This is a genomic window from Acinetobacter sp. QJM3NY_42 (assembly GCF_056173745.1).
Genome location: NZ_JBWBVH010000002.1, coordinates 33,334 through 58,737, shown reverse-complemented (window position 1 = coordinate 58,737; position 25,404 = coordinate 33,334). Strand labels below are relative to the sequence as shown.

The 25,404-nt window shown below is 35.2% G+C and carries 22 protein-coding genes and 3 pseudogenes; 14 read left to right on the top strand and 11 right to left on the bottom strand.

The window, feature by feature from the left end:
• Positions 1 to 393: 393 nt before the first annotated feature.
• From AC0VYT_RS14685 to AC0VYT_RS14655, 7 genes are all read left to right on the top strand, one after another.
• The gene (locus AC0VYT_RS14685; protein WP_005404748.1) at positions 394 to 1,032 is read left to right on the top strand and encodes an AAA family ATPase; all 639 of its coding nucleotides are present in this window, start codon (positions 394 to 396) and stop codon (positions 1,030 to 1,032) included.
• A 2-nt stretch (positions 1,033 to 1,034) separates the two neighbouring features.
• The gene (locus tag AC0VYT_RS14680) at positions 1,035 to 1,334 is read left to right on the top strand and encodes a hypothetical protein (RefSeq protein WP_004969894.1); all 300 of its coding nucleotides are present in this window, start codon (positions 1,035 to 1,037) and stop codon (positions 1,332 to 1,334) included.
• 392 nt (positions 1,335 to 1,726) lie between these two features.
• Positions 1,727 to 2,221: a hypothetical protein gene (locus AC0VYT_RS14675; RefSeq protein WP_034673546.1), complete on the top strand. Its 495-nt coding sequence runs from the start codon at positions 1,727 to 1,729 to the stop codon at positions 2,219 to 2,221.
• A 4-nt stretch (positions 2,222 to 2,225) separates the two neighbouring features.
• Positions 2,226 to 4,592, top strand: a complete 2,367-nt coding sequence (locus AC0VYT_RS14670) for a hypothetical protein (RefSeq protein ID WP_005404747.1) — start codon at positions 2,226 to 2,228, stop codon at positions 4,590 to 4,592.
• The gene (locus AC0VYT_RS14665) at positions 4,585 to 8,040 is read left to right on the top strand and encodes a hypothetical protein (RefSeq protein WP_005404746.1); all 3,456 of its coding nucleotides are present in this window, start codon (positions 4,585 to 4,587) and stop codon (positions 8,038 to 8,040) included. Before AC0VYT_RS14670 ends, AC0VYT_RS14665 begins: the two co-directional genes overlap by 8 nt.
• 1,338 nt (positions 8,041 to 9,378) lie before the next feature.
• Positions 9,379 to 11,034, top strand: a complete 1,656-nt coding sequence (locus AC0VYT_RS14660) for an HNH endonuclease signature motif containing protein (protein WP_005405400.1) — start codon at positions 9,379 to 9,381, stop codon at positions 11,032 to 11,034.
• A gap of 544 nt (positions 11,035 to 11,578) precedes the next feature.
• A complete protein-coding gene (locus AC0VYT_RS14655) occupies positions 11,579 to 12,811 on the top strand; it encodes an ATP-binding protein (RefSeq protein WP_005404772.1) in 1,233 nt (410 codons plus the stop codon).
• 39 nt (positions 12,812 to 12,850) lie between these two features.
• Here AC0VYT_RS14655 and AC0VYT_RS14650 read toward each other — a convergent pair.
• The 8 genes and pseudogenes from AC0VYT_RS14650 to arsC form a co-directional block, all read right to left on the bottom strand.
• A pseudogene (locus tag AC0VYT_RS14650) lies at positions 12,851 to 12,994 on the bottom strand (integrase core domain-containing protein); the annotation flags it as partial.
• A gap of 343 nt (positions 12,995 to 13,337) precedes the next feature.
• Positions 13,338 to 14,423 (bottom strand): ArsO family NAD(P)H-dependent flavin-containing monooxygenase, encoded by a 1,086-nt coding sequence (locus tag AC0VYT_RS14645; RefSeq protein ID WP_171053915.1) that lies wholly within the window; start codon positions 14,421 to 14,423, stop codon positions 13,338 to 13,340.
• Between the two features lie 96 nt (positions 14,424 to 14,519).
• Positions 14,520 to 15,470 carry a thioredoxin-disulfide reductase gene (gene trxB, locus AC0VYT_RS14640; protein ID WP_005404771.1) on the bottom strand — a complete coding sequence of 317 codons (951 nt, stop codon included), beginning with the start codon at positions 15,468 to 15,470 and terminating at the stop codon, positions 14,520 to 14,522.
• A gap of 17 nt (positions 15,471 to 15,487) precedes the next feature.
• Complete coding sequence (gene arsH, locus AC0VYT_RS14635; protein WP_005404770.1) at positions 15,488 to 16,192, bottom strand: arsenical resistance protein ArsH; 705 nt, start codon at positions 16,190 to 16,192, stop codon at positions 15,488 to 15,490.
• Positions 16,193 to 16,196: 4 nt separating this feature from the next.
• Positions 16,197 to 17,237 carry an ACR3 family arsenite efflux transporter gene (gene arsB / locus AC0VYT_RS14630; RefSeq protein WP_005404769.1) on the bottom strand — a complete coding sequence of 347 codons (1,041 nt, stop codon included), beginning with the start codon at positions 17,235 to 17,237 and terminating at the stop codon, positions 16,197 to 16,199.
• Positions 17,238 to 17,242: 5 nt separating this feature from the next.
• On the bottom strand, positions 17,243 to 17,716 hold the full coding sequence (locus AC0VYT_RS14625; protein WP_005404768.1) for an arsenate reductase ArsC: 474 nt from the start codon (positions 17,714 to 17,716) through the stop codon (positions 17,243 to 17,245).
• A gap of 4 nt (positions 17,717 to 17,720) precedes the next feature.
• A complete protein-coding gene (locus AC0VYT_RS14620; protein ID WP_005404767.1) occupies positions 17,721 to 18,044 on the bottom strand; it encodes a metalloregulator ArsR/SmtB family transcription factor in 324 nt (107 codons plus the stop codon).
• Positions 18,045 to 18,088: 44 nt separating this feature from the next.
• A complete protein-coding gene (gene arsC / locus AC0VYT_RS14615) occupies positions 18,089 to 18,517 on the bottom strand; it encodes an arsenate reductase (glutaredoxin) (RefSeq protein ID WP_004733243.1) in 429 nt (142 codons plus the stop codon).
• 314 nt (positions 18,518 to 18,831) lie between these two features.
• Between arsC and AC0VYT_RS14610 the strand changes: the two genes are divergently transcribed.
• The 4 genes and pseudogenes from AC0VYT_RS14610 to AC0VYT_RS14595 form a co-directional block, all read left to right on the top strand.
• The gene (locus AC0VYT_RS14610) at positions 18,832 to 19,398 is read left to right on the top strand and encodes a recombinase family protein (protein ID WP_004812033.1); all 567 of its coding nucleotides are present in this window, start codon (positions 18,832 to 18,834) and stop codon (positions 19,396 to 19,398) included.
• A 557-nt stretch (positions 19,399 to 19,955) separates the two neighbouring features.
• A pseudogene (locus AC0VYT_RS14605) lies at positions 19,956 to 20,077 on the top strand (cation diffusion facilitator family transporter); the annotation flags it as partial.
• A 177-nt stretch (positions 20,078 to 20,254) separates the two neighbouring features.
• Entirely contained in the window at positions 20,255 to 20,869 is a 615-nt protein-coding gene (locus tag AC0VYT_RS14600; protein ID WP_004281236.1) for a thiol:disulfide interchange protein DsbA/DsbL, read from the top strand.
• 353 nt (positions 20,870 to 21,222) lie between these two features.
• Positions 21,223 to 21,429, top strand: a pseudogene (locus AC0VYT_RS14595) (IS1 family transposase); the annotation flags it as partial.
• A gap of 65 nt (positions 21,430 to 21,494) precedes the next feature.
• Here AC0VYT_RS14595 and AC0VYT_RS14590 read toward each other — a convergent pair.
• From AC0VYT_RS14590 to AC0VYT_RS14580, 3 genes are all read right to left on the bottom strand, one after another.
• A complete protein-coding gene (locus AC0VYT_RS14590; RefSeq protein ID WP_004733233.1) occupies positions 21,495 to 21,689 on the bottom strand; it encodes a heavy-metal-associated domain-containing protein in 195 nt (64 codons plus the stop codon).
• A gap of 469 nt (positions 21,690 to 22,158) precedes the next feature.
• Entirely contained in the window at positions 22,159 to 23,040 is an 882-nt protein-coding gene (locus AC0VYT_RS14585; protein WP_005220177.1) for a copper resistance D family protein, read from the bottom strand.
• 64 nt (positions 23,041 to 23,104) lie between these two features.
• On the bottom strand, positions 23,105 to 23,485 hold the full coding sequence (locus AC0VYT_RS14580) for a copper resistance CopC family protein (RefSeq protein WP_004681441.1): 381 nt from the start codon (positions 23,483 to 23,485) through the stop codon (positions 23,105 to 23,107).
• A 351-nt stretch (positions 23,486 to 23,836) separates the two neighbouring features.
• Here AC0VYT_RS14580 and AC0VYT_RS14575 point away from each other — a divergent pair, with 351 nt between their 5' ends.
• From AC0VYT_RS14575 to AC0VYT_RS14565, 3 genes are all read left to right on the top strand, one after another.
• Positions 23,837 to 24,079, top strand: a complete 243-nt coding sequence (locus AC0VYT_RS14575) for a DUF2789 family protein (RefSeq protein WP_004281876.1) — start codon at positions 23,837 to 23,839, stop codon at positions 24,077 to 24,079.
• 603 nt (positions 24,080 to 24,682) lie between these two features.
• Positions 24,683 to 25,114: a hypothetical protein gene (locus AC0VYT_RS14570; RefSeq protein WP_004695737.1), complete on the top strand. Its 432-nt coding sequence runs from the start codon at positions 24,683 to 24,685 to the stop codon at positions 25,112 to 25,114.
• Positions 25,115 to 25,140: 26 nt separating this feature from the next.
• Positions 25,141 to 25,389: a DUF2933 domain-containing protein gene (locus AC0VYT_RS14565; protein ID WP_004695740.1), complete on the top strand. Its 249-nt coding sequence runs from the start codon at positions 25,141 to 25,143 to the stop codon at positions 25,387 to 25,389.
• Positions 25,390 to 25,404: the final 15 nt, after the last annotated feature.

Sequence of the window (25,404 nt, the reverse complement as noted above, 5' to 3'; positions counted from 1 at the left end):
ATTGTGATTAAAGAAATAAATTCCATTAATAGACATTAACACTTAATGTCCATTAATGGAAGATCTATTTATGCCAGGAAAACGTCCATTTAAATAAAGGAAAACGTCCATTTAAATAAAGGAAAACGTCCATTTATTGTCAGGAAAACGTCCATTTAAATAAAGGAAAGTGTCCACTTATTGTCAGGAAAACGTCCATATAAAACCTCTGAAAACTAGACTTCATAAGGCATTCAGAGGTTCTATAAATATAAATTTAAAAATATATATAAAATTAAAAAAGAACATTACTTGTGGATAACTTTTTTTTTAACTTTATTTTTCACAATAGTTGATTCATGAGATTGAAACTTGTACATTATTTTCAACAAAATTACGTAACTTACATAACTTATGATTATTTTAGTAGGTGGTGAAAAAGGCGGAGCTGGTAAAAGCTGCCTTGCCCAAAACTTAGCAGTTTATTTACAAGAAAAGAATAGAGATGTTCTGCTTCTAGATGCAGATCCTCAAGGCACAACAACTGACTGGATTAAAGAACGTGATGAGAATGAGGATTTAAAAAATATTCCATCTGTACAAGCTTCAGGCAATATTCGTCAAGTTTTAAAAGATTTATCAAAAAGATATGAAGATATTATCATTGATGCTGGTGGACAAGATTCGGAAGCATTACGTTCTGCTATGACTATAGCAACACATATGCTCTTGCCTTTTAGGCCTAAACGTAGAGATCTAAAGACTTTGGATCATATGGAACAAGTATTAAAACTGGCACGAGCAGTGAATCCAGATTTGAATGCAAGAGCAATCATTACACAATGCCCAACATTACCGTCACAAGTACAGCGAATTTTAGATGCTAAAGAAGCCTGTGTATCGTTCGGAATAAAAGCATTAGACCACATCACGACAAATCGAAATGTTTATGATGATGCAGATGAAAATGGCTTATCTGTTTTTGAAGTAACAAGTGATCCTAAGGCAAAAGCAGAAATTGAAGGGATAGCTCAAGAGTTTTTAGGAGTATAACTATGGCAGGTCTTAGCGGTTTAAAAAAGAAAACTGACGAGCTTTCAGATCAGGATAAACTGGTTGAAAATTTCATATCGGGAGCTGATAAAAGAGTTAAGGATCTAGAAGTTTCACAAAAGAAATTCGTTCGTTGTACCTTTTCTTTAAACCAAGAATTAAGTGAATTAATTGATGAGTTAATTATCAAAAGTAATAACGCTCGTGTTAACAGATCTAGTATTGTAAGAATAGCTTTAGAGTCACTGGCAGAGCAGAATTTAGAAGATTTTAAGCAGCTCGTTGATAAAAGTTTTAAATAAAATAGAGAATGGAAGAGGTTATTCAATCTATAAGATTAAATAACCTAACTTCATAACTTCATAACTTCATAACTTCATAACTTCATAACTTCATAACTTCATAACTTCATAACTTCATAACTTTACTGGCAAATAATTTAAATATTTTGATTTGTTGATAAACCTTATATAGACATCGCGATACTTTGATATTGGAAAATCAAATGGTAAAGTTATTACGTGATATATCACGTTAACTCATTGAGCTGTTCTGTGTTAGCTGGATATAAACATATAACATCATAATCGGTATTTTTAGGCTAAAGATATTCTGTTGGGCCTAAGTAGTAAATTTAGAAATTAACCATTTCAACTGTATTGAGCTTGTATAGCCAGTATCGATTGAGAGAGTCATGATAGAAAAAATTAGGCATGCAAAAAAAACACCTGAAGTTCTAACTGAAGTTTTCACCAAGTTAAGTTACGTTTTGATATTAGATTTACCAGATTTTATTCAAGATTTTGTATTGGATCTTAAAAATAAGATGGATGATGAAATCAAAAGAATGCTTGACCAAGCAGCAAAAGACAATCAAGACGTTGATGAATTTGAAATTTTAAAGTGGTTACTCGATACAATTGATGTAGCTCCTGAAGAAACTGAAGAGGTTAAAAAGCACCAACATAAAGAGGTGCATGCTGTGCTATTTACTTGTTTTTTTATTCAATTGTCCGAGGCCTTAAGTCTGAAGTTATCAGAACATATGAGAGTGGAGTCAAAACCGCAGCGTTGTGTTAAAAAATTGACTCAAAGAACTTATAAAAAATATTTTGGTTTGCCTAAAAACTTCAAGCTCAAGTTAGAACGAAACCTGAAAATCAATTTTTACCCTGAAAAATTATGGTAACTGTATGACTAATACTGATGGATTGTCAGATCTACACGAAGAAATCAAAGTATTGGAAAAGTGGGTAAATCAGTCACTTGGTGAAAAAAAAGCTATTTTCAAAGATTTCGACGTTCAAAATAAGAATGAGTTGTATGCTGCTGCAGAAAAAATCCAGGTTACTATTAAAAAAAAGAGAATTGTGACGGAACATAAAATTCTGGCTGGTTTAACTCAATGGACTAAAATTGAACAAGAAGGGCATCAGTATGGTTATCTGTTGACTGGATTAATTTGTGAAATGCTCAAAGAACTTATCATTTTACCGAATTCTAGTTCTAAAGATAAAGAGCCTATCACAAACACAAAACTGATAGATTTTAAGCGAATAGTAGATGATGAAAGAGTACATAAGAAATTTAATCAACTATGTTATGCATTAAAACTGTTACTGCAGAACCAATTTAAAGACCGTAGGGAAAAAAAAATACCATGTGACAAAATTACCAATGAAATTAAAAAAATCGATGAATTTAACACCAGAAATTTTAAAGAATTTTTAACTGGTGAAGAGGTGCAAAAGCACTCCATCTCATTAGATTTAGACCGTTACATTGAGCAATTTTGTATTGTCTGTAATGAGCTTAACAACAGGGAATTAAATTCATCGAAGAAACTTAGTATCAAGGATTTGATAAAAAGAATAAAAAAGGAGATTGATGTAACAAACCACTCAGGGTCATCTCCTATTTATATAGAAAATGATGACACAGAAGTCGAGATAGATGAAAAATCAGCAACTATTCTTGATCCTACACATGATGATATCAGTAAGCGTGCAAGTTCTATGATATCCGATGAAAAGCTCAAAAAAATTATTCAGAGACGTGAAGTCCCATTTGTAAGTAATCCACTTTATCTAGCACCCAGTTTATTACATCAGGTATACAACGTATTGCACGATTGTTATCAGGATAAAATGCTCAAAGAAAATAGTACAATCTTTTATGATCAATCTTCTTTGGCATTATGTGGCATGATGTCACTGCTGACTGGTCTGAGTCCTACTATCTTTAAAGATATTAATAATTTGATTGAAAAAGGAAAAATATTAGAAAAAACAAAAGTAAAAAGAATAAAAAAAACAAAAGTAGCAGAAGAAACAGAAGTAATCGAAGTATCTTATTATTGGGTGATTGATCCAAAGTTGAATGTAAATCATTCGGGCATTATGAGTGATAAATTACAGCGCTATAACAAAGCATCCACTTATAAATGGCATATTCCTAGTGCTTGGATTATTCAATTAAAAAAAAATGCTATTCAAGAACTATCTGTTCCTGAATACAATCGTTTTTTAAGGCAGCTTTTCAAACCGTATAATTTGGACAAGATTTCATGTGGAATTTTAGAAAAGCAAATATATTTCCATCTGAATATGCAGACAGGTGATGATCTCGTAGCACACTTAATGGCAAATCACGATACGAATCATGTGGTTAATTGGTCCTATGAAGGGCGTAATATTGAAGAGATAAATAGACATTTTAAAAGATACATTGATTGTTTAATAAACCGAAAAAAAGGTGATCTATGGAAAAAAGAGCAGCATCCGGGTTATATCTTTGACCGAGAACAACGTATAGGTAGTCAGCGTTGCTGGACTATCAAAGCAGCAACTCAATTTTTTAAAAATCTTTATGCTTATGTACAGACTACTTTAACGAATGATGAAGCCAATCGGATTGAGAAATTAAATGCTTATAGCATTTGGATGTGGCATCTGTCTTTAATTTGCCTCACGGTACGACCCACGATGGGTATGCCAGGTTTGATCAAAAATTATGATTCAAAATCAAAATTTATCTATATTCATGACAAAAAAATTGGTTCACGACAAGAAGGTCGTTTAGTGCCTGTAGTAGGTTATTGGCAAAAGCATTTCGATGCATACAGAGAGTATATAGATAAGACAATCACTGCATTAGGCATGAAATATTTGCAGGAGCAGTGGAAAAAAAATGAATTCATGCTGTGTATTCTTATCCATCCTCAACTGACTTCCAAAAAGCATAGCGTTGACTTTATAGAAATAGCAGACAATCTTACTTTGGCACCAATGTCAGCAGCTTTTGTGACGCATTACTTGAAAGAAACAGTTCAGATTTATAAAAACTGGCCAAGGCATTTTAGCAAAAACCATCTTGAACTCAGCAGTGATATTCATAATACCCTTTATGCACATGATAGTATTGCCATGGGGTTTGGCCATACTTCATCCTTAAGTCCTTTTCATTACAAAACAGAAATTCAACAACAGGTTGAAGTGTTACTGAAAAAATTAGAAATTTTGGAGCTAGACTTGTTTACCCAGGAAAAATCGCGTGATTAACAAAGAACTAAATCAAGAGATTCTAGAGCAATTACAAAATGCGATTGAAACAGAAACAAAAGCAATTTTTAATCAAATTTCTGAGCTGATTGATCATAAATATACTCAGAAAAAGGTGAATGGTGTCGAGATTGATTTTAAACTTCTTGATCAACGAATTGCTGATAAATTTACAAACTATCAGCAAGTTTTAATAAAAGTTTGTGAGCATTCCCAGCTCAAAAAATATTTCCGCTCTTACCTCAAGGAGTGTTTTAAACACTTTAAAATTATTTGTGAACAAGAGTATCAGGAGTGGCAAAAAAAAAATCCAGATCATGCAAAAATTTACGATATTAAATTACCAGATTGGAAAATAGCAACATTACCGCGCCGCGATAATATTTTAACAGAGGACAAGTTGTGTTATGGAGCTATTCTTGCTGATTTTAAGGAAAAATTTTATGAAAAGTGGAGCTATTCTCTTAATAAAAAGACTCAAAATATAAGTTTACAATCTACAGTTGAAGCTCAGCAAAACTTAGTAAACATATTATTTGAATGTCTATGTATATCATTAATTTTCGATCAAGGATGTATTCATCCTGAACGGCTTATTGCAATTCATGATGCAATTTTTGAAATGAATCTAGACAGTGGACTGTTGCCAATTTACTCTGGTTCAAAGAATCATGCCTACGTTTTCTCATACACTCTCTCATCTCAAAAATATGGCAATTTCTACCGTTATGATAGCCAAGGAGATGTGGAATTATGGCAAACACAGCAAATATATTTTAACGCAATCTCAATGCTTTGTTATTTGCGTATCCGAGAGCATCTTCATGGTAACCAAGGTTATGCATTACAGTTTACATCGCCTCTTAGTATTTGGCAGCAAACACACGATGATCAAGATCAAAAAGTTAAGCGGGAAGATTTACTTTATAAGCGGCTAAAAGCACATTTTAAAGATGTTGTTCCTGATCATCAATTTATCAAAGAGTTTGAGCGACGCCGTTTTTCTGCTTTCAAGCATATTGATTATGTTCTTTGGCAGGAGATTCCAAATTTAGATCTATTGAGTACAAGTGTACTTAATAACAAAATTATCACTACGCCTTTGATATATGAACAGCATATAGCTATTTATCATCAGCTTGATACCTGGAAAACGATTCAAGAAAGAATTGAAAATACTCATCACACTGTAGAACTTTCTGTTTCTACTAGTGGTCAGAACGTTAAAGTTTATAATGATAAACGGATGGGTAAACGTAATGATATAAAATCATTGCTTTTATCATTTAGTGAAGATGGTAAAGAGTTGACACTAGCCAAGTTTAATGAAGCTTTGAACGCAAGTATTAATAAATCAGAGGGCGATATACGTTCCTATGAAGCTGGAGAGGGGGAATATATTGATTATGTGGTGGCAATTGCACATTTACGGATATGCCAATGGTTAAAGTATGAGCTAGGTTACAATTCTGGCTCTGGTAAAGCATCACTTCAGGTGGCATCGATAAAACGTTATTATCACAGCTTCGTTTCTGACTTTTTAATTTACATTTTAGAATATCAAATAAATTTGAATAATGCCATCGAAGAACAATTTGAAGAAATGTATGAGTACCTTATTTTAGAAAAATCAATGAAAGATCAGGAAAAGCAGGAAACAATCGCTGAGAAAAATGATAATAAAAAGCACGACACCTCTGGCTATTCTTTCGCGAGGTTAAAAACATTTCATCAGTATTTGGTCAACAAGCATGATGCACCAGTAGTAGCGTACTTGTATGAACATCAGAGAGACAGCGGGAAATTTTTAAAAACACGGACCATTAGTCCGCAGATGTTTGAATTAATGATGAAAATTGTGAAAAATTATCCACACATTTTAGGCATTTCAGGGAATGACATAGTTGCATTGCAATGGGTCTATCGACTCACATTTAGACTAGGTTTGCGTGTTGATGAAGTGACAGGCATCCGTCTCAATGATTTTGACTCTGCACAGCTTCGAAGTCATCTTAAAAATAATCGTTTATATTACGAAGCAAAGTCAGATCCTAAAGATACGACTTCAAATGAATCATCCAATTCAGATATTGAAAATCTGGTTTTAAAAATTCATTCCAACTCTCACCGTAATGTTAAAAACGAAAATGCAAATCGTCAGTTTGATTTATCCTATTTTTTAAATCCAAATGAATTTAAAGAGTTCTGTGATTTTTATAAAAAATATTTAGCTGCTTCTTTGAGCGAAGCGGAATTACAAGTACAGAACACATTACTCTTCACCTTTGAAAATCAACAATTATCAAAAATCACTAGGAGCTTGTTTAATCTGGTATTAGGGACAAGTGATCATTCATATACATTTCACGCATTTAGGCATAGTGCTGCATCACACTTAGCAATTTTATTGAAAGGCAGCCACCAGCTTATCTGTAGCTTTACTGACTATGACTCTAGGTTTGTAGGTAGGCTTAAAAAGCATATATTGCAAAATATCGATCATGCATCATTACATAGCGCAGATGTATGGCAACGTTTAGCACATCTAATGGGGCATGAAGACTTTAACGTAACCGCAAGTAGCTATATACATCATCTTAATATTTTAATTGCAGACATGTTTTATACAGCAAAACGTGAATATCAGCCTGAATTGATTGGTGCATTACTAAAAAATAGCAAAATTATTAATGCTCAATTTAAATCCTTAAAGATATCTGAGGATGAATCAGCTTTTAACATTCTTCAAAAATCTAAGTTTTTTTTAAAGGTTTTTGAAAAACATAATGATCCAAAGCAATTCTTAAAAAAAGATGAAATTGAAAAAAAACAAATGAGTTTTTTATATCCAAAAAGATTTCTAGAATCATATCAGGAATGGAAAGCAAATGACCGGATCATAAATCCTGAAGACCAGCTTGTTAAATTAATAAAGTCAATTAGTAGACAATTTTATATTTATAAAGATAAAGAAATAGCTAGAAGTGAGGAGCGTGATCTGCAAGAAATGGATTTAAATTGGGAGCGAATGATCAATTGGTCGTATTTATATGGAATATGCCATCCATTCATAATTGACAAAGAAATTACCCAAAAAGAAATTAAAAATTTTTATTATATTTTGGAAAATAAAATTTCATTGAAAAGTGATCGATCAGTTTTAGTTTTTGAAGCAGTCTGTCAAAAAGATTTAAAATTGTACGATTCATTTGTGGAGTTTATTACCAAAATATATTCGAACGTAGAATCCTACTTAGATATAGAAAAATCAAGTTCAAGTGATTTTGATAAAAAAATAGGGAGTGAAGTTAAAATAAAATATTATAAAATTAGTAATAAAAAAGCAGATTCAAAGCATCATCTGATACAAAAAGTTGTACTACAAAGTATCTTTTTTAAGATGAAATGCCTTGGAGTACCTTCCCTGGGTCAAAAGAAAATGGTCTAAAATGTTTTACCGGAGAAGTAGGGGGGCTACAGTTTTTTTATATTAAAAAAATATATAAAAAACAGCGCTATATAACTTTAGGTAATTCATGTTTGATTATTTTTTCATTATTTATGTAAGGTTCCTCTTTTTTTTGGTCAAAAAAAAGGGACACTAAGAGCGAGATGTGTACTCTGTGAGGTTGATTTTTGATAATTTTTTTCTTGAGAATAGCCTGGATAGGCTAGACGAGAGATTATCAAAAAAAAATACTCAATAAATAAAAAGATTTTGTATGACTCACAGAAGAAAATAATATTAAATTTAATTGTATTTTTTTATTATTCTTGTAAATTTATTCGGATATTATTTTTTAAATTTAATCTATAAAATATAAAATTATATATAAGGTAAATTTTATAGACTAGTGAGTTAATATAAATTATTTACCCTATAAATTGATTTTTTTTATTCTGTAAAATAGGGAAATTAGTTTTTGTTTTTTATAAATAAAAAAATTAATTTTGCTAGATTAATAATATTAAATACAGCATAGAAAACTGGGTTGTGTTTTTGGTTTGATTTTATAAGCTAATTCTTAAATAGCCTAAGCAAATATATTTCAGAAAAATAGCCCAAGCCTTTGCTTTTTAAAACTGCTGTTTTACAAAGCAAAGGCTTGGGAGTCCACCAATATGATTATTTTTAGATTTTAATGAGATCCCAAAAAATGGAGAAGATAAATTAATTAGCTTAGGTAATCCTTCTATAAGTATGCAGCATAGATTTTGAGCTAAACACGCATCCTTGTATGTAGGTAAAATACAGGGATTTTTTCGGCTAAAATTTTGAAAAAATTAAGCCAGCATTCAATTTTAAAATATCACTAAAAAATGAATAAAAAATTCTAATTTGGTTTGACCAAAGAAAAAGATACCCATATGATAATTACGTTACAGCAAAATCTGTAATCGGGCGTGGAAACCTGAAAATTACTACAGAAGCATTAAAACCGCTTTAGCGGTTTTTTGTGCTTATTATGCTTAGTTTGCCATTATGGTAGGCCAGGCAGGGCAGTCTATGACTGGCCGTCTTCTGTAGTGCGGTATTTCCACCCCTGTTTGGTCTACCTCCATCTCGTGGAAAAGATGGTTGTAGATAGTTAACTCTAAACTACAGGTACTAAACATGAAGATTTTATTATCTAATCCCCCCATTTCTCTTAGGTCTCTTTTGTTAGCGCTGACTGGATATTGACGGTCATTTAATTCACAGCTTTAACCAAATCGAACTATATACATTTTCAAATTTCGTACTTGAGCGAAAGTAGGAAAGTGTGTTGCCTGGAGAAAATAAGAAATGGGTTCTACACGACTATTGACCAATATTATTCAGCGTAAAGTCATGTTGCCAGAAGAAATGTCACCTTCAATGCAGCGTGACAATTTTGAAGTGGCACTGACTGATTTTGAAAAGCATCCAATCATCAAATGTTTATTTAAGGCGGATAACCAGCGTTCTACGGAATGTTGGAGCGTGCAAGAAATTGCAAACTTTATTGAAGATTGCACAGAAGATCAAAACATCAATTTATGCATTTTGTATTGGAAAGATATACACGGCAATATTTACATTATTGATGGAGCACATCGTCTTTCCTGTATCTATGCGTGGATTAATAGATATTTTGCGGATGAGCAAGTCCCTCAAGCACCTAATTTCAATGATCCACAAAAACAAGATATTCGTTACCTCCGCAATTATTTAGGAGATCTCGCTGATTTTCAAAGAATTTGCACTGATGCTGAATTTGCAGAAAAAAAGTCGAAGTTAGAAGATATTAAAATCAGTTTCAGGCAGGTACTGGGGACTCCGGAAGATGCGCGACGGGTATTTCAATCTATTAACTCAGATACTAAACGTTTAGATAAATATGAGGAATATCACCTAAGAAATCGCGGTAGTGACGCGTATTATGCGATCTATGCCTGTTGTTATATCAATGACAATAAATCTAACCTAGAAGAGCTCCAATATACACGTTTAAATGAGTTGATTGAGTTAGGGGAGAGGATCCACCAGTTACTTTTTTCGACCATTTTATTAGACAATGAAATGAGTCATGGCAAAAAAATTGGCTTGGTCAATGAGCTGATGAATATCATTGCGGGTGATCAGATTCATAATATTATGAGTCTGAATCAGGGGGAGCGCGTTGAAAACCTAATGTCGCATCTGTTGACCATTCTTTGCAGAATAGCGACGCCTGTAAAAAATGCTGGGGTTCCGAGTTTGGGCTTACATCCATACTTATATTTTTATAAGGATCAGCGTTTTCAGATTACTTCTTTTCTTGCATGGTTTTCAATTGTGTATGAAATTCATGAAAGCCGCATGCAGATTCATCATCGAAAGATTAGTTTCAAGGACTTCACCCGGGTACGCCGTAGTATTGAGTTCTTGATCGCCAATTTCCCCGTGGCGACCACCGAAACGGTCGGCAAGTTCGGCAGTGGTATCAAGGGCTATGATCGGCTACAAATTGTCTATAACGCCTTTATTTGCTTAAGCTTGGAAATGGAGGTTGATTTTGATGATGAGAAATGCCTGAATACCTTTATTCTGTCCATGTCTAAGGCCTTCAAGTACATAAACTTTAACGAGTTCTATGTCGAAAGGTTTTTGGGTGGTTATGATGATGTAGTAGTCAAGAATGTGGTGGGATATGTGGAGTCGATTAGTCCAATTTCTCGGTCAAAGCCAAAGGCCTTTTCGGCATTAACCAAGAGTCTGCTTAAGCACAATTTTGTGGTGGGTAATCATAACTTTTGCCTCATTTGTGATGGATTGATCTATCTTGATTCTACTGAATCGGATCATAGGATTGCCAAAGCCGTAGGTGGGCAAGGCGTTCTAGAGAATGGCCTGCTAGTTCATCCCATCTGTAATAGGATGAAATCAGATCTGAGCCTGGAAGAGATTAGAGCGGATTTGTTTGGTGAATTACTGTATTGAGCAGCAGAGGCGGTAAATTAATTTTCTAAAATTTATCAATGATTTAGCTTTTTATATATTCAGCCAATGTGGTTGTTTTTAATTCACTTTAGAATCACAACCAGAAACTAGCTGTAGTTTCTGAATGACCGTCAAGGTCCTTAGTTTTGCCTATAGATTCCCCCTATGGGCATTTTTTTTTGATCAAAAACATGTATAGGTGACTTTAAAATAAACCTTTTAGCAATTCATAAGCAATGAGTATTAAGGCTGAGACCATCAGCAACACAAAAATGAGTTCCACTCTAGTTAACATCTTAGTTTCATTTACTTTTCACTTAATTTATATAGCAGTTAAGTCGCAGCATCAATGACATAACATGACATGGAAAATAATCAAAAAAGATAGAATCTAGATTTTTATTACATTTACTATCCGCATGCTTCAACAGCAGCTTTGAATGTTTCACTTAACCTTTAAACTTTTTTAAAAGTTAAATGTATTTACATATGAGTTCTAAAATTTGCTAGAATTTATTAAAAATTTAGATTCTAAGTGTAAATAATGAGAAGCGCTAATATTCGACGTGATGGTTACTTAAAATTTCTGAATACATGGCAAAACCGTGATGTCATTAAAGTACTTTCAGGTGTACGTCGCTCTGGAAAATCCACCTTATTGGCGATGTTTCAACAAGACCTAAAAGCACAGGGTGTACAAGCCGAAAACATCATTGCCATCAACTTCGAATTTATGGAATTTGAAGAACTCACCGATTACCGTAAACTACATGATTATGTATTGTCCAAAGTTGATAAAAGTAAAAAAAACTATGTTTTTTTAGATGAAATACAACATGTTACAAATTTTGAGAAAGTGGTCGACTCTTTATATGTTCGGGATTATATCGATTTATATATTACAGGCTCAAACGCATTCTTTCTAAGTGGAGAACTTGCGACTTTACTTACAGGACGCTATATCGAGCAACATGTTCTACCTTTGTCATTCCAAGAATTTAAACAGTGGCATATTGAAAATAATCCGATCATCCAACAATTATCCAATCGTGATTTGTATGCCATGTATACGCGCAGTAGTTTCCCTTATACGCTTGCCATGACTAGCCAGCAGGAAACTTATGATTACTTGCAAGCGGTCTATGCCAGTGTAATGTTTAAAGATGTTATTCCCCGTTTGAATACTGCCGATATTAACTCTCTCGAGCGTGTCGCAAGATATTTGGCAAGCGTGACAGGCTCACCTATTTCCATCAATAAAATTAAAAATACCTTTGTTTCAAGTGGGGTTAAAATTTCATTTGAAACAGTAAAACGCTATATTCAGGGCTTACAGGACAGTTTGTTATTTTATAGTGCTGCACAATTTAAAGTACGCGGGCGTGAGTTATTACAATCCTCTGAAAAATACTATTTAGTTGATGTCGGATTGCGCCGGATTATGTTGCCTGATGCTAATGCTGATCAAGGTCATATCTTAGAAAATGTAATTTATCTTGAGCTTATCAGACGAGGTTATACGGTCTATGTAGGGCGGGTTGATGAATATGAAATTGATTTTGTTGCTGTCGATACTTTAAAGAATTTAACTTATTATCAAGTGGCATTAGAAACGCTCAATGAGGAGACACTCAGCCGAGAGTTACGTCCATTACAGAAAATTTCTGATTCGTATCCCAAATATTTACTTACCTTAGACACGATAGGGGCTGAAGCAAATTATAATGGTATTGTAAAAATGAGTGCTCTCGATTGGTTGCTATCTGAAAATAAGTAATGAACCGTACCGGGTTTGTCGGAGACTTTTTTATTTAAGTTAGGCCACCTGACCTAACGGATTAATCTTATCATAGTACATTGCTTCAAACTCAAAAGGCGATACATAACCCAGTGCACTGTGTACACGCTTTTTATTGAACCAATCTACCCAGTTGAGTGTCGCAAGTTGTACATCTGCTAAACTGAACCGTACCGGGTTTGTCGGAGACCACTATTCTTTCAATATTTCATGAATTTAGTTAGATTCTTTACCTAATCCCAATTCTAGATAACTTACTTTTTATAAGCTTGTTTATAAAAGTAAGAAGTGTTATTTTTATATGTAAAAATAGGGTATACTCTAAAGTTACATTATTTCTCTTACAGGTAAGACTGTAGACTTGCACTTGGAGCTTTCAACTTCACTAAATAGCCCGATAAGCCTAGGTCGAGAAAGTCTTTACAAAGCTCTTTCCGGTGAGGGTTAAACTTAGTTTCGATACTGTTATCAAAGTTGTAAAAGCACTTAGTTTACGGCAAGCAATTTAACATTGGATGTAATTATAAATATTATCTAAATAAGCTGCAATTTCATCCACTGTGGCTCTCGCAGTCCTTGAAACACCCACCAGTGTCGCTGAACCAGGTCCGGTCCACTCACCATATCCTACTAACCATAGGTTGGATTGTTTGACTGCTCGTGTTCCTTCAACAAGTATCGTATTATTTTCCTCTACTATTCCAAGTGGCTTTAAATGGCTTAAAGTCGCTTTAAATCCAGTACACCAAATCACTGCATTAACCTGTTGAAAAGATCCATCTTCCCAAATCACGCCATTTTCTGTAAAAGCCGAAAATGGGCGCTCACTATGTAAAACTCCTCGTGCACGTGCATCTTTGACTGAATCAATCATGACAATATCACCCAGACCGCCAACAGGCTGATCTATTGTACGGCCTTCTAATTGTGCCTTTAAACGCTCTGTCGCACGTAAAAACAGTACACGGCCATCAACATCATCTGCTAAAAATTGAGGAGGTGTTGGCGTGATCCAAAGAGTGTCTGCCACTTGGGAAACTTCAGCCAAAATTTGTGCTCCAGAATTTCCACCACCGACTATCATTACGTGCTTATCTTTAAAAAGTTCTGCATTTTGATAATGGGCGGAGTGTAATTGCAGACCTTTGAAATTTTCTTGGCCAGGGTAAGATGGGATATAAGGATGACTCCAGGTGCCCGTTGCACTGATTACAGCCTTGGCTCTCCATATCTGTTCACCTGCATGCACACTCAATACTTCTCCTTCGCTTTTGACGTGATCAACATATACAGGACGAATAATCGGAAATTGATAACGCTGCTCATATTGCTGCAAGTATTCAATAACTTCTTTCTTGGTCGGATACGTTTGTTCTGTATTCGGCATAACCCAACCAGGTAAGGAACTCCAGCTATTCGGTGAAAACAGACGCAAAGAATTCCAAGCATGTAACCAGGCTCCACCTGCTTGATTTTGATCATCTAAAATAATAAATGGTATTTTTTTTCGCTTTAAAAAATAAGCTGTAGATAAAGCTGCCTGTCCACCACCGATAATGATGACATCAGTTTCCGTCTGTTTCTGATTCAAAGCCTTTTCCCCTTTTATTTTTTCTTTAATATAAAAACCCAATCCTGAAGACTGGGCTTTTACAATATTCACTATATTTTTAAGACAACATCAAAATCAACTTAAACTATCAAGATATTTTTCAGCATCTAATGCAGCCATACAACCGGAGCCTGCTGAAGTAATCGCTTGGCGATAAACTGAATCAGCCACATCACCGGCAGCGAATACACCTGGCACTGAAGTAGCAGTGGCATTCCCCGCTGTTCCGCTTTGAACCTGAATATAGCCATCGCGTAACTCAAGCTGCTCTGCAAACATCTCAGTATTTGGTTTGTGACCAATTGCCACGAATAAACCCTGTACCTCAACATCTTGCGTCAACCCATCTACAGTTGATTTTAAGCACACTCCAGTTACCCCGGTGTTATCGCCTAACACTTCATCAACTTGATTGTTCCAAAGGATGCTAATTTTGCCTTCTTTCTGTTTCTCAAAAAGATGATCTTGCAGAATTTTTTCAGAACGCAATGAATCTCGACGATGCACCAAAGTCACGTGCGAAGCAATGTTGGAAAGATAAAGTGCTTCTTCAACCGCGGTGTTACCACCGCCTACAACCATGACCTTCTGGTTCTTATAGAAGAAACCGTCACAAGTCGCACATGCGCTTACACCCTGCCCCATGAATTGAGCTTCAGACTCAAGACCCAAGTATTGTGCCGTTGCACCTGTGGCAATAATCAGGGCATCACAGGTGAACTCTTCCATATCGCCTTTCAGCACGAATGGACGAACACTTAAATCCACTTCATTAATGTGATCATAGACGATTTCGGTGCCAAAACGTTCCGCATGTGCTTGCATACGTTCCATGAGTGCTGGTCCCGTCAATCCTTCTGGATCACCCGGCCAATTATCGACTTCAGTAGTCGTGGTTAATTGACCACCCAATTGTAAGCCTGCAATTAAAGTGGGTTTAAGATTAGCTCGTGCCGCATATACCGCAGCGCTATACCCCGCAGGGCCTGAGCCAAGAATGATTAATTTAGAATGTCTCTTTTGCATTTAATATCACCTAGCATTTACAAACTGCGCTGATTCACACGCTTGGACAGCTCTTCAGCCGATTCCTTGCGTTCTGAATAACGATCTGTCAGGTATTTGCTTTGACCACGTGTCAGCAACGTGAACTTAAATAACTCTTCCATCACATCCACAATCCGGTCATAGAAAGCTGAAGGCTTCATTCTTCCGTCTTCCTCAAATTCCAAGAACGCTTTTGGAATTGAGGACTGATTTGGAATGGTGATCATCCGCATCCAACGACCTAAAATACGCATCTGGTTCAGGCTGTTAAATGACTGTGATCCACCACTGACCTGCATCAAGGCAAGGGTTTTACCTTGGGTGGCACGGATTGCCCCCCCTGCCAGTGGAATCCAGTCGATTTGTGATTTAAAGATGGAACTCATAGAACCATGGCGTTCAGGTGAACACCAGACCATACCTTCTGACCAGGCTAAAAGTTCATGCAGCTCTTTTACTTTTGGATGCTCAGTATCCGCATCTTCTGGCAAAGGAAGCCCTTTAGGATGAAAGATTTTGACTTCTGCACCAAAATGCTCCAGGATCCGACCCGCTTCAAGAACGGCAAGGCGACTGTAAGAGCGTTCTCGATTAGAGCCATACAACAGCAAAATACGCGGAGGATGCGCAAGTTCTTTGGCTTGAACTTTTTCAAAGGTGGGTTGTTCAATAAGATTCAGAGCTAGGTTAGGGAGATTCATCGTATCAAGCCTCTTTAAAAACTTTTTTTCTCAGCCAGAGCGAAACACTCACCAAGGCAATCAGCACAGGAACTTCAACCAGTGGGCCAATAATCGTGGTAAAAGCAACTGGTGAAGCTATACCAAAAGTGGCAATTGCGACTGCAAGTGATAATTCAAAATTATTCCCGGCTGCAGTAAATGCGATTGCTGTGGTCTTAGGATAGTCATTGCCCATCCATTTACTCATGAAGAAGCTGATAAAGAACATCAAAACGAAGTAAATGGTTAAAGGAACTGCGATTCGTAAAACTTCCAGTGGAAGACTCACGACATCACCACCTTTTAGGCTAAACATGGCCAGAATCGTGAACAGTAAAGCCATTAAACTTAGCGGGCTGATTTTCGGAATAAACTTGGTTTCATACCACTCTACCCCTTTTTGTTTCACCAGAATCCAACGCGTTAAGAAACCCAACAGAAATGGAATACCAAGATAAACCAGAACAGCGTGAGTGATGGTCCAGAAATCAACATTAATAACCTGTGAAGCAACCCCAAAATAAGGTGGCAGGAAGGTCAAGAATAACCATGCATAGGTACTGAAGAATAAAATCTGGAAGATACTGTTAAAGGCAACTAATGCTGCAACATATTGATTATCACCACAAGCTAGGCCATTCCAAACCAATACCATGGCAATACATCGAGCTAGACCAATTAGGATGACACCAGTCATATATTCGGGATAGCTATGTAAAAATATAATAGCCAGAGCAAACATCATTACCGGAGCAATTAGCCAGTTTTGTATTAAAGATAAGGTCAGGGTTTTTTTGTCTTTAAATACTTGTGGCAACGTCACATAGTTTACTTTTGCCAGAGGTGGATACATCATCAGAATAAGACCAACTGCAATTGGAATATTCACCGAGTTGATACTTAATTGATCGAGTGCGACAGAAGCTTGCGGAAAGAAGTTTCCGATTGCAATACCTAGAGCCATGGCAATAAAAATCCATAGCGTCAGGTTACGATCTAAAAAGGATAAGCGTTTTTCAGACATATCTCTTACTCAACATTCGAAATTTTATTGATTTCAGCAATTAGTTCAGGACGAGAAAGTTTATTTACATCTAGGGCAAATAAAGCATCTAAACGACGGTTGATATGTTCAACAGTGGTCATAAAAGCTTTCATTTTTTCTTCTTTATTTACTTCCAGGTGTGAAGGATCAGCTAGGCCCCAATGTGCCTTGATTGCTCCACCCAAATAAAGTGGACAGGCTTCTTGAGCAGCAGAGTCACATACCGTGATCACAACATCAGGTTGGTACTGTTCACAGTCATCAATCGTTTTACTCCATAAACCTTCGGTAGATAACCCTAAGTTTTCAAGGGTTTCTATGGTCAGCGGGTGCGCTTGTCCTGAAGGCTTACTCCCAGCGCTATATGCTTTCCAACCTTCCGGGGCACGGCTATTAAACAAAACTTCTGACAAAATGCTACGGCAGCTATTTCCGGTACATAAAAATAAAAATTTCATTGAATTACTCACAATAACTATTTACAGAAAGGGGTTGTTGACCATCCAGCTTTGGCTGAGATTGAACTGTCTTCAAAATATCTAAAATTTCATAACACCAGTCGGCCAATTTTGGACTGATACTGTAGTAAACCCATTGGCTTTGTCTGCGATCTTGAAGTAGTCCTGCAGCACGTAAAAGGGCTAGATGTCTTGAAATTTTAGGCTGGCTTAGTTGTAGTTTTTCAATCAAATCACACACACATAGTTCTTTATTTTCAGCGATTAATTTCACTATATTGAGACGTGTTTCATCTGATAAGCATTTAAAAAAATTAACTTGATCCATATAAGTCTCCTTCACATTGTTCCCATCCAAGAGATGAGAACGTGCTATTTAATTCTTTGACCATTTTCATCAATAATTTTTTCACCATCTTCTTTGCTAAATGCGCCTTTCTGAGGAAACGGGAGAATATCCAAAACAACTTCAGAAGGACGACACAAACGTGTACCTAAATCCGTAACAACGAATGGGCGGTTAATCAAAATAGGATGTTGAAGCATAAAATTTAAAAGCTGTTCATCAGACCAATCTTCCCGAACAATTTCTAAATCAGAATATGGAGGTACATTTTTACGAATTGCTTCTCTAACACTTAAACCAGCACTACGAATAAGTTCAATTAATTCTGCTTTCGAAGGTGGGGTAATTAGATATTCAATAACGATTGGTTCAATTCCTGCATTTTGAATTAAAGCTAAGGTATTCCTTGATGTACCACACTCAGGATTGTGATAAATCTTTATGGTCGAGAACATTTTGACTGACTCTGCTATTAGAAACTCAGATATATTTATATACGTATTTCCACATATATGCAAATACGTATATTGATTTTATTTAAATTACTTAATGTCAATAAATGTATATATATTCTTGCAAATTCTTATGAGTGAGAAAAAACTCGTTATTTAAATATGTAAATTTAGAGTAAACCCTAAAATTACATTTTAAAAGTTCTTAAAAACATGTACCATTTAAATGTTTTTTAATCATAAGTAACATGTAACTTTGGTATTAAAGATTTATAATTTACGAAATTGTTCATTTTTATCCAATTGGGGCGTAAAAAGTGAAAGGCCAAAAAGTAGGCTATGTGCGAGTGAGTTCGGTCGAGCAAAATACGGGACGTCAACTTGAGGGAATTGAAGTCGACCGGATTTTTGTTGACCGTGCTTCAGGTAAAAATACCGACCGACCGAAATTTCAGGAAATGTTGAATTATGTCCGGGAAGGAGACCGGGTGATAGTACATTCCATGGATCGTTTTGCGCGAAGCTTAAAAGATTTGGTGACTGAAGTGGATAAACTGGTCAAACGAGGGATTGCCATCCAGTTTGTAAAAGAAAATATTACTTTTACGGCCCAATCCACCCCGATGGATAATTTGATGCTGCAACTGATGGGTGCTTTTGCACAGTTTGAACGTGAGATCATTTTAGAGCGGCAAAAGGAAGGAATTAAACTTGCCTCTTCTCAAGGGAAGTACAAAGGCCGGGTACATAAATTGAAACCTGATCAGGCTGAAGCTTTGCGACAAGACTGGAAGGAAGGGAAGTACCCTTCAAAAATGGCATTAGGCCAGGCATTTGGAATTAGTCGCCAAGCGGTATATCGGTATTTAAAAGCCGGGAAATAACTCAATTGAAATTGGCGACTATATTTAGTTTAGCTTATGAAAATCGTGAAACGTTGATTAAATAATAAGTGCAGAAAGCAAAGAGTTACTAATTTTATACAATATAAGTTTTTGATTTATAATTAATTAACTCGATTGCAATCTAGCTTTTTCAGCAACGATTTATCTTTTTTAAAATAGTATTAATTTATTTTTTTGAGAACAAACCTTAACAAAATTACAAGTTTGTAATTTTGTCGTCATTCGGATGTATATATTTACTCATTATTATAAGTAAAGATTTTTTTGGTCCAAGATATGATTAGATTCAATAATATGTACATGAAGATTATTTTAGTTATTTTTACTATAGTTTTTTCAACCAGTAGTTTTGCTGATGGGGGACTCCGTTTCTTAGAGAAAAATTTAGAAATAATTAACAAATAATTAACATAGTAATTTAAATTAAAAAGTGATTTATCAGGTGAATTTTAACTATATAAATAATTTATTTAATTTAATAAACCTTTCATAAATCATTTTTTGCTCAGTTCTATGTTGTAAATTCCAGCAATTATCATAGCCACGCGGCTGTTACTGAAGAGAATAGTAAGAAGCTAATATTTACTGTAGGTTTGACCACTACGTTTTAATCGTAGAAATTATAACCGTTTTTATTACTCAAAGTTTAACTTTTGTGATTATCTAAAAACACATAGCGGTCGAATGGCCATATTAACTGACTTAAAATCAGTCGCATACTTTAATGTAGCGGTTCTGATAGCACAAAAGTTCGCAGCATGAAAACGGAACCGGCATAATTGATTTATAGTGAACCCATACACTAAGCATAATGATTTAGAGGACGATAATCCCAATGAAAAAATTCCTTTTAGGAGCTGTTGCCGCATCTGTTTTGGCCTTTTCAGGCAATGCTATGGCCAATTTTGTGGCAGGTCAGGACTATCAAGTGGTTGCAAAACCAGTCAAAGTCGAAAAACCGGGCAGAATTGAGGTACGTGAATTCTTCTGGTACGGCTGTGGTCACTGTTTCGCGCTTGAACCACATATGCAGGGCTGGTTGAAAAAATTACCAAAAGATGTACGTTTTGTACGTACGCCGGCTGCAATGAATCCACTCTGGGAGCAGGCAGCGCGTGCTTATTATGTGTCTGAAGCATTGGGTGTGCGTCAAAAAGCACATTTACAATTATTCCATGATATTCATGATAAGCAACGTCCAATTTTAGAACAGGCGCAATTGGCCAAGTTCTATACCCGCTATGGTATTCCTGAAGCGAAATTTAACAGCACTTATAAATCTTTCCCGATCACTTCGAAAATTGCCCAAGCCAAAAATCTGGCTGCTCAGTATCAGTTAAGTGGTGTTCCGGCAGTGACCGTGAATGGTAAATATATTGTGCAGGGTAATGATGCCAAAGTCATTCAGGTGGTGAATTACCTGATCGAGAAAGAGCGTAAAGCCAAATAAGACGCGATTGATTATCTCTAAAAAAAACCTGCATCGAATCTGCAGGTTTTTTTATTTAAACTGGAGGAATGGTTATTTACGTCCTGACTGCCGGATCTGGTGTTTCTATCGGCGGGCGATACCAGTGTAAAATTCCTCGGAATAAGAGCTGCATCTGCAACACGCTTTGCGCTTTAAAGTAATGAATTTTCCTTTCTATTTCAACACGCAGAATTGCCGAGGCGCCCCGACGCTCTAAAACAAACAAAGGTGGTGTTTCAAAAAGTATGCTGAAAAAAACAATATGGCTTTTGATAAAATAGAGGTATGAAAATAACGCTACAAATCAAATGTCCTACCTGTCTAAGTAACAATATTGGGATAGTTTTATCACAGCATTTCAATGTTGCAAGCAAGTGATCGGTAAGTTTTTTACCGTCGGTATTGAAGGTAACAATTGTAGAATTCGTCATCGAATCAGGCGTGGATTTAGGAGAAGTTGCAACTTTTCTAAAAAGCTCGAAAATCATTTTAAAGCCTTTGATTTGACTTTCTTTTACCTTAATAACGGATTTGTTTAACGCTAGCATACTTTTTGAAACACCACCAAAGTGGTAAGGAATTCCCACTGTTACTCTAACAGAGATTAAGCAGGATCAGCTGTAAATCCACGCTCACTGAGAGTTGCAATGACTTTATCCTGACTCACTGTTGTGTTGATTTCAACGATACGGTTTTGTAAATCAATATCGAGTGAGGCATTCGAGTCGAGCTCTTTAATTGCGGTAGTAATGCCGCGTGCACAACCACCACAAGTCATATTAGCGATGTGAAATTTCATATGTTGCTCCTTTTTAACAAAACATTTGTTTAAAACATTAGAACAGTAACTCTAAACTTTCACCATACAACCAGCCTTTTTCTGAATCAGTTACTCGCTGTAACTTGGTCTGTTTATAACCTTACAGTTTTCTTCAGAGTATTCCAAAGAAGAGTGTTCTAATGACTACAGTAAAAGTACTTAACCAACATTAATGTGACTTTAAAATGACATTTTTGTCATCTACGATCACTCTGAAATTTATAAGATTAGTTATTTCAATCAATGGTAGTGAACTGAATAGATGAGACCGTTATGGGTTGAAGATAAGCTAAAAACCGGTGACTACCTTTATGTATAATGCCTCATGATGCGATTTTACTGTTCTGATTGTCGTAAGTTGACAGTCCAGTAGAAACTTTATTGCTCAGCTACAAAAGATAAATGCAGTAATGTTAAATTTCCTCAATTCCCTTATTTTGAAATTCTCTTATTCAATACCCACGACAGTGGTTATATAGCCTGTTGTTAATAGAATTGATAGACCTAATAACATCTCAAATAAAATGGCATGACTAAGGTGTTTAGCGAATTTAGGATGTTGAAGACGCGGGGTGAAATACCATTTGTTGAAGGCAGCTAAAAGTAGAATACTTATAACAAAAAACATTTTAACCATGAAACCATAGCCATATGCAGTATTGATTAAGGTATTAAAATCTTTAATTAAAAGAAGAGCTACACTAGCGCCACAGGCGATTAATATCCCAACAATGAAAGCAGCAATACGTCCAAATACATGCATGCGATCTTTTAAAGGTAAACCACTTATTTCCCGGCTGGTTTTCCATAACGGATATAAAGACCCCATCCATAACGACATAACTAGAATATGGATTGATAATAAAATTTGAGCAAGTAAGGTTAAATTAGCGACATGTCCGAGCTGGGAAAAACTAAAAATAATCGGGATAAGTAAAATACAAAATATTGAACTTTCAATTATAGAAAACTGACCTTTGTTCCTGTTAACTTTAACCACCATGAGAAGAAGTAAAAGAGCAAAACTAATAGAACGAAGAACGTATATATACCCCGTCGGAGTATTAACCAATATATTAATATACGTGGGGTCCACCATCCCTGTAATACCAGTATTGGCAAAACTACCAATCAGAATAAAAAATCCCAAGGTACTGGAAATTAGGCCTAATCCAGCGCCAATTGTAATATATTTAAGAATCGATTCTTTTAGTTCAAGATATTGTCTAAGTAAAAAATAGCAAAAGGCTCCACCAACGACAAAAGCTACACTTAAATATAAAATAACCTTAGTTAACCAAGTGGCCCACATCCAATATTCAGAAATCATTATTTTTGTCCATTCTAGAACAACATGCCAGCACCTCACTGACATGTTGAAAGGTAATCAATTCTTATTTAGTTGATTTGATAGTGAAACTATATTCACCATTCATGTTGTGACCATCTTTCCCCATTGTTGTCCAGACAACGGTATATTTACCTTTTTTCAGTTTCGGAAGAGCGACATCAAAGGATTTCTTTAAGTCATGAGTAACTTTATATTTTAAAGGAACATCTCTTCGCTGAGCATCCAGTAACTTAATATTCATCAACATAACCTCTGCACCAAAGTTAAGGGTCAAGTTCTTTGGTTGACTAAGGATAGATGCATTTTCCGCAGGAATCGCACTCACTAAACTCACATGAGCGAACGTAGTTGTAGTAGCCACAATCATCGTTGCAGCTACTACAACATTACGTAGAGCAGTCATTTTATTTTGAAATAATTTCATTTACGTTTCCTCTTGATTCGTTAGTTCATTAGAGATGACTTTATAAAATCTATATTTAATGAGACCACATCATCTCCTCTTATATTTCAATTATTAGTGAGAGACAGAAACAGAGCGATGACTTCAAAATTACATTTTTGTCATTTTTAAAATTTAAAATCTTTAACTATTAAAATAATCTTATTGAAAAATAATGATCATTTAACAAACAAATTATGTAGGTGGTTGATTTATGAAATGTAGTAATCATTTTGTCTAAGAAAATAGTAGCTATTTAATTTTTTATATTTTAGTTTAAATATAAACATGTTATGTTTAATTTGATCTAATATAAATTTGTGGGCTAAGCACATGACTCAAACACGTCCAAGAATGACCAAATTATTTGAACAGCTTGGTTTAGCTTCTACTGAAGAAGCAATTGCAAAATTCATAGAGAGCCATCAGCTAGCTGGAGATGTTTTTTTAACACAAGCAATTTTTTGGACTGATGCTCAACGTCATTTTTTAGAAGAAAAACTACACTCTGATGGTGAATGGACGACAGTGATTGATCAATTAAATGAGTCTTTACATGAAAATTCAGTAAAATAATTTTCCGTTAGTATTAAGGATCTACATTCTTCCCTGCATTGAATACAACTCATTCATACAGTAGTACTGTTTTGGAGATGGAATCTCTATTATATAAGTAGTAGATTCCTTACTCTGAAATTTGGATTATAAACCCTAATATTAAAAATAATCTTCTTTACCTTCTATCTAATAAATATACCAATAAGTTTAATAATTAAATTATCCACCCTTTTTTCTATAAAAAACTATTTTGATCAACTGTATTTTTTCTTTAAAGGAATAACAGTGTAAATTACATTAAGAATGTGTCTCTAACTAGCCTTGGAGTCATCTAATCATTTCATTTTTATTTTTTTAAGCACATAAAATCATAACAACTTTAATAGTTTTAAAAGATTAATATTAAATAAAATTTTTGTCATCTCAGCATAGACTATATATTTCGAGAAGATCTCAAAATTACATTTTTGTCATTTTTAAAAATAATTAATTAATAGTGCTAAAATTTTTAAGAGAGACAGAGAATAACCAAAAATTTCATCAGTTTAGTAGTCAAATTCCTAGACTCTGTTCAGTACTAAAACATAGCTTTTACTTCCAAATTATTTAAAGGAAAAAATTATGATGAAATTCAAAAACATTTTTTTGGGCTTATGTATCGCAGCCGCGTCATTGAATACATTTGCACAGCAATCCGATGAACACAAAGATCACCACCCTGAAAAAACAGCACCATCTGCAGTAACAATTAAGCAAACAGTTACCAGCACCACTGCTACAGATAAAATGGCTGCAATGGATCAACACATGAAGGCGATGCAAGCCATGCATGAAAAGATGATGGCTGCAAAAACCCCACAAGAACGTCAGAAACTTATGGCTGAGCACATGAAACTCATGCAAGGAGGTATGAGTATGATGAAACAGATGGGCAGCCAAAGCATGAATGCAAATATGGCTGACCGTCAGCAGATGATGGAAAAACGTATGGACATGATGCAATCCATGATGCAGATGATGATGGACTGTATGCCTCCGTCAGCAACTAAATAGTTACCCATGAATTAGGGGAAAGCACCATGAATCACCAACACCAAGAAAATAATTCAGTACCTAACTTCTGGTCTACACGTTATGCCATTGGTCTAATCGTGCTGGGTGGTATCGCAGCTTATTTTCTATTAACGGAACATTTAGCCCACGTTATCGGTGCTTTGCCTTATTTATTCCTTTTAGCGTGTCCACTGATGCATATTTTTATGCATGGTGGTCATGGGCATAACCACTCGCAGCAAAAAAAATCCGATATATCTGATAACAAAAAATAGCTCTTATCAGGAGAT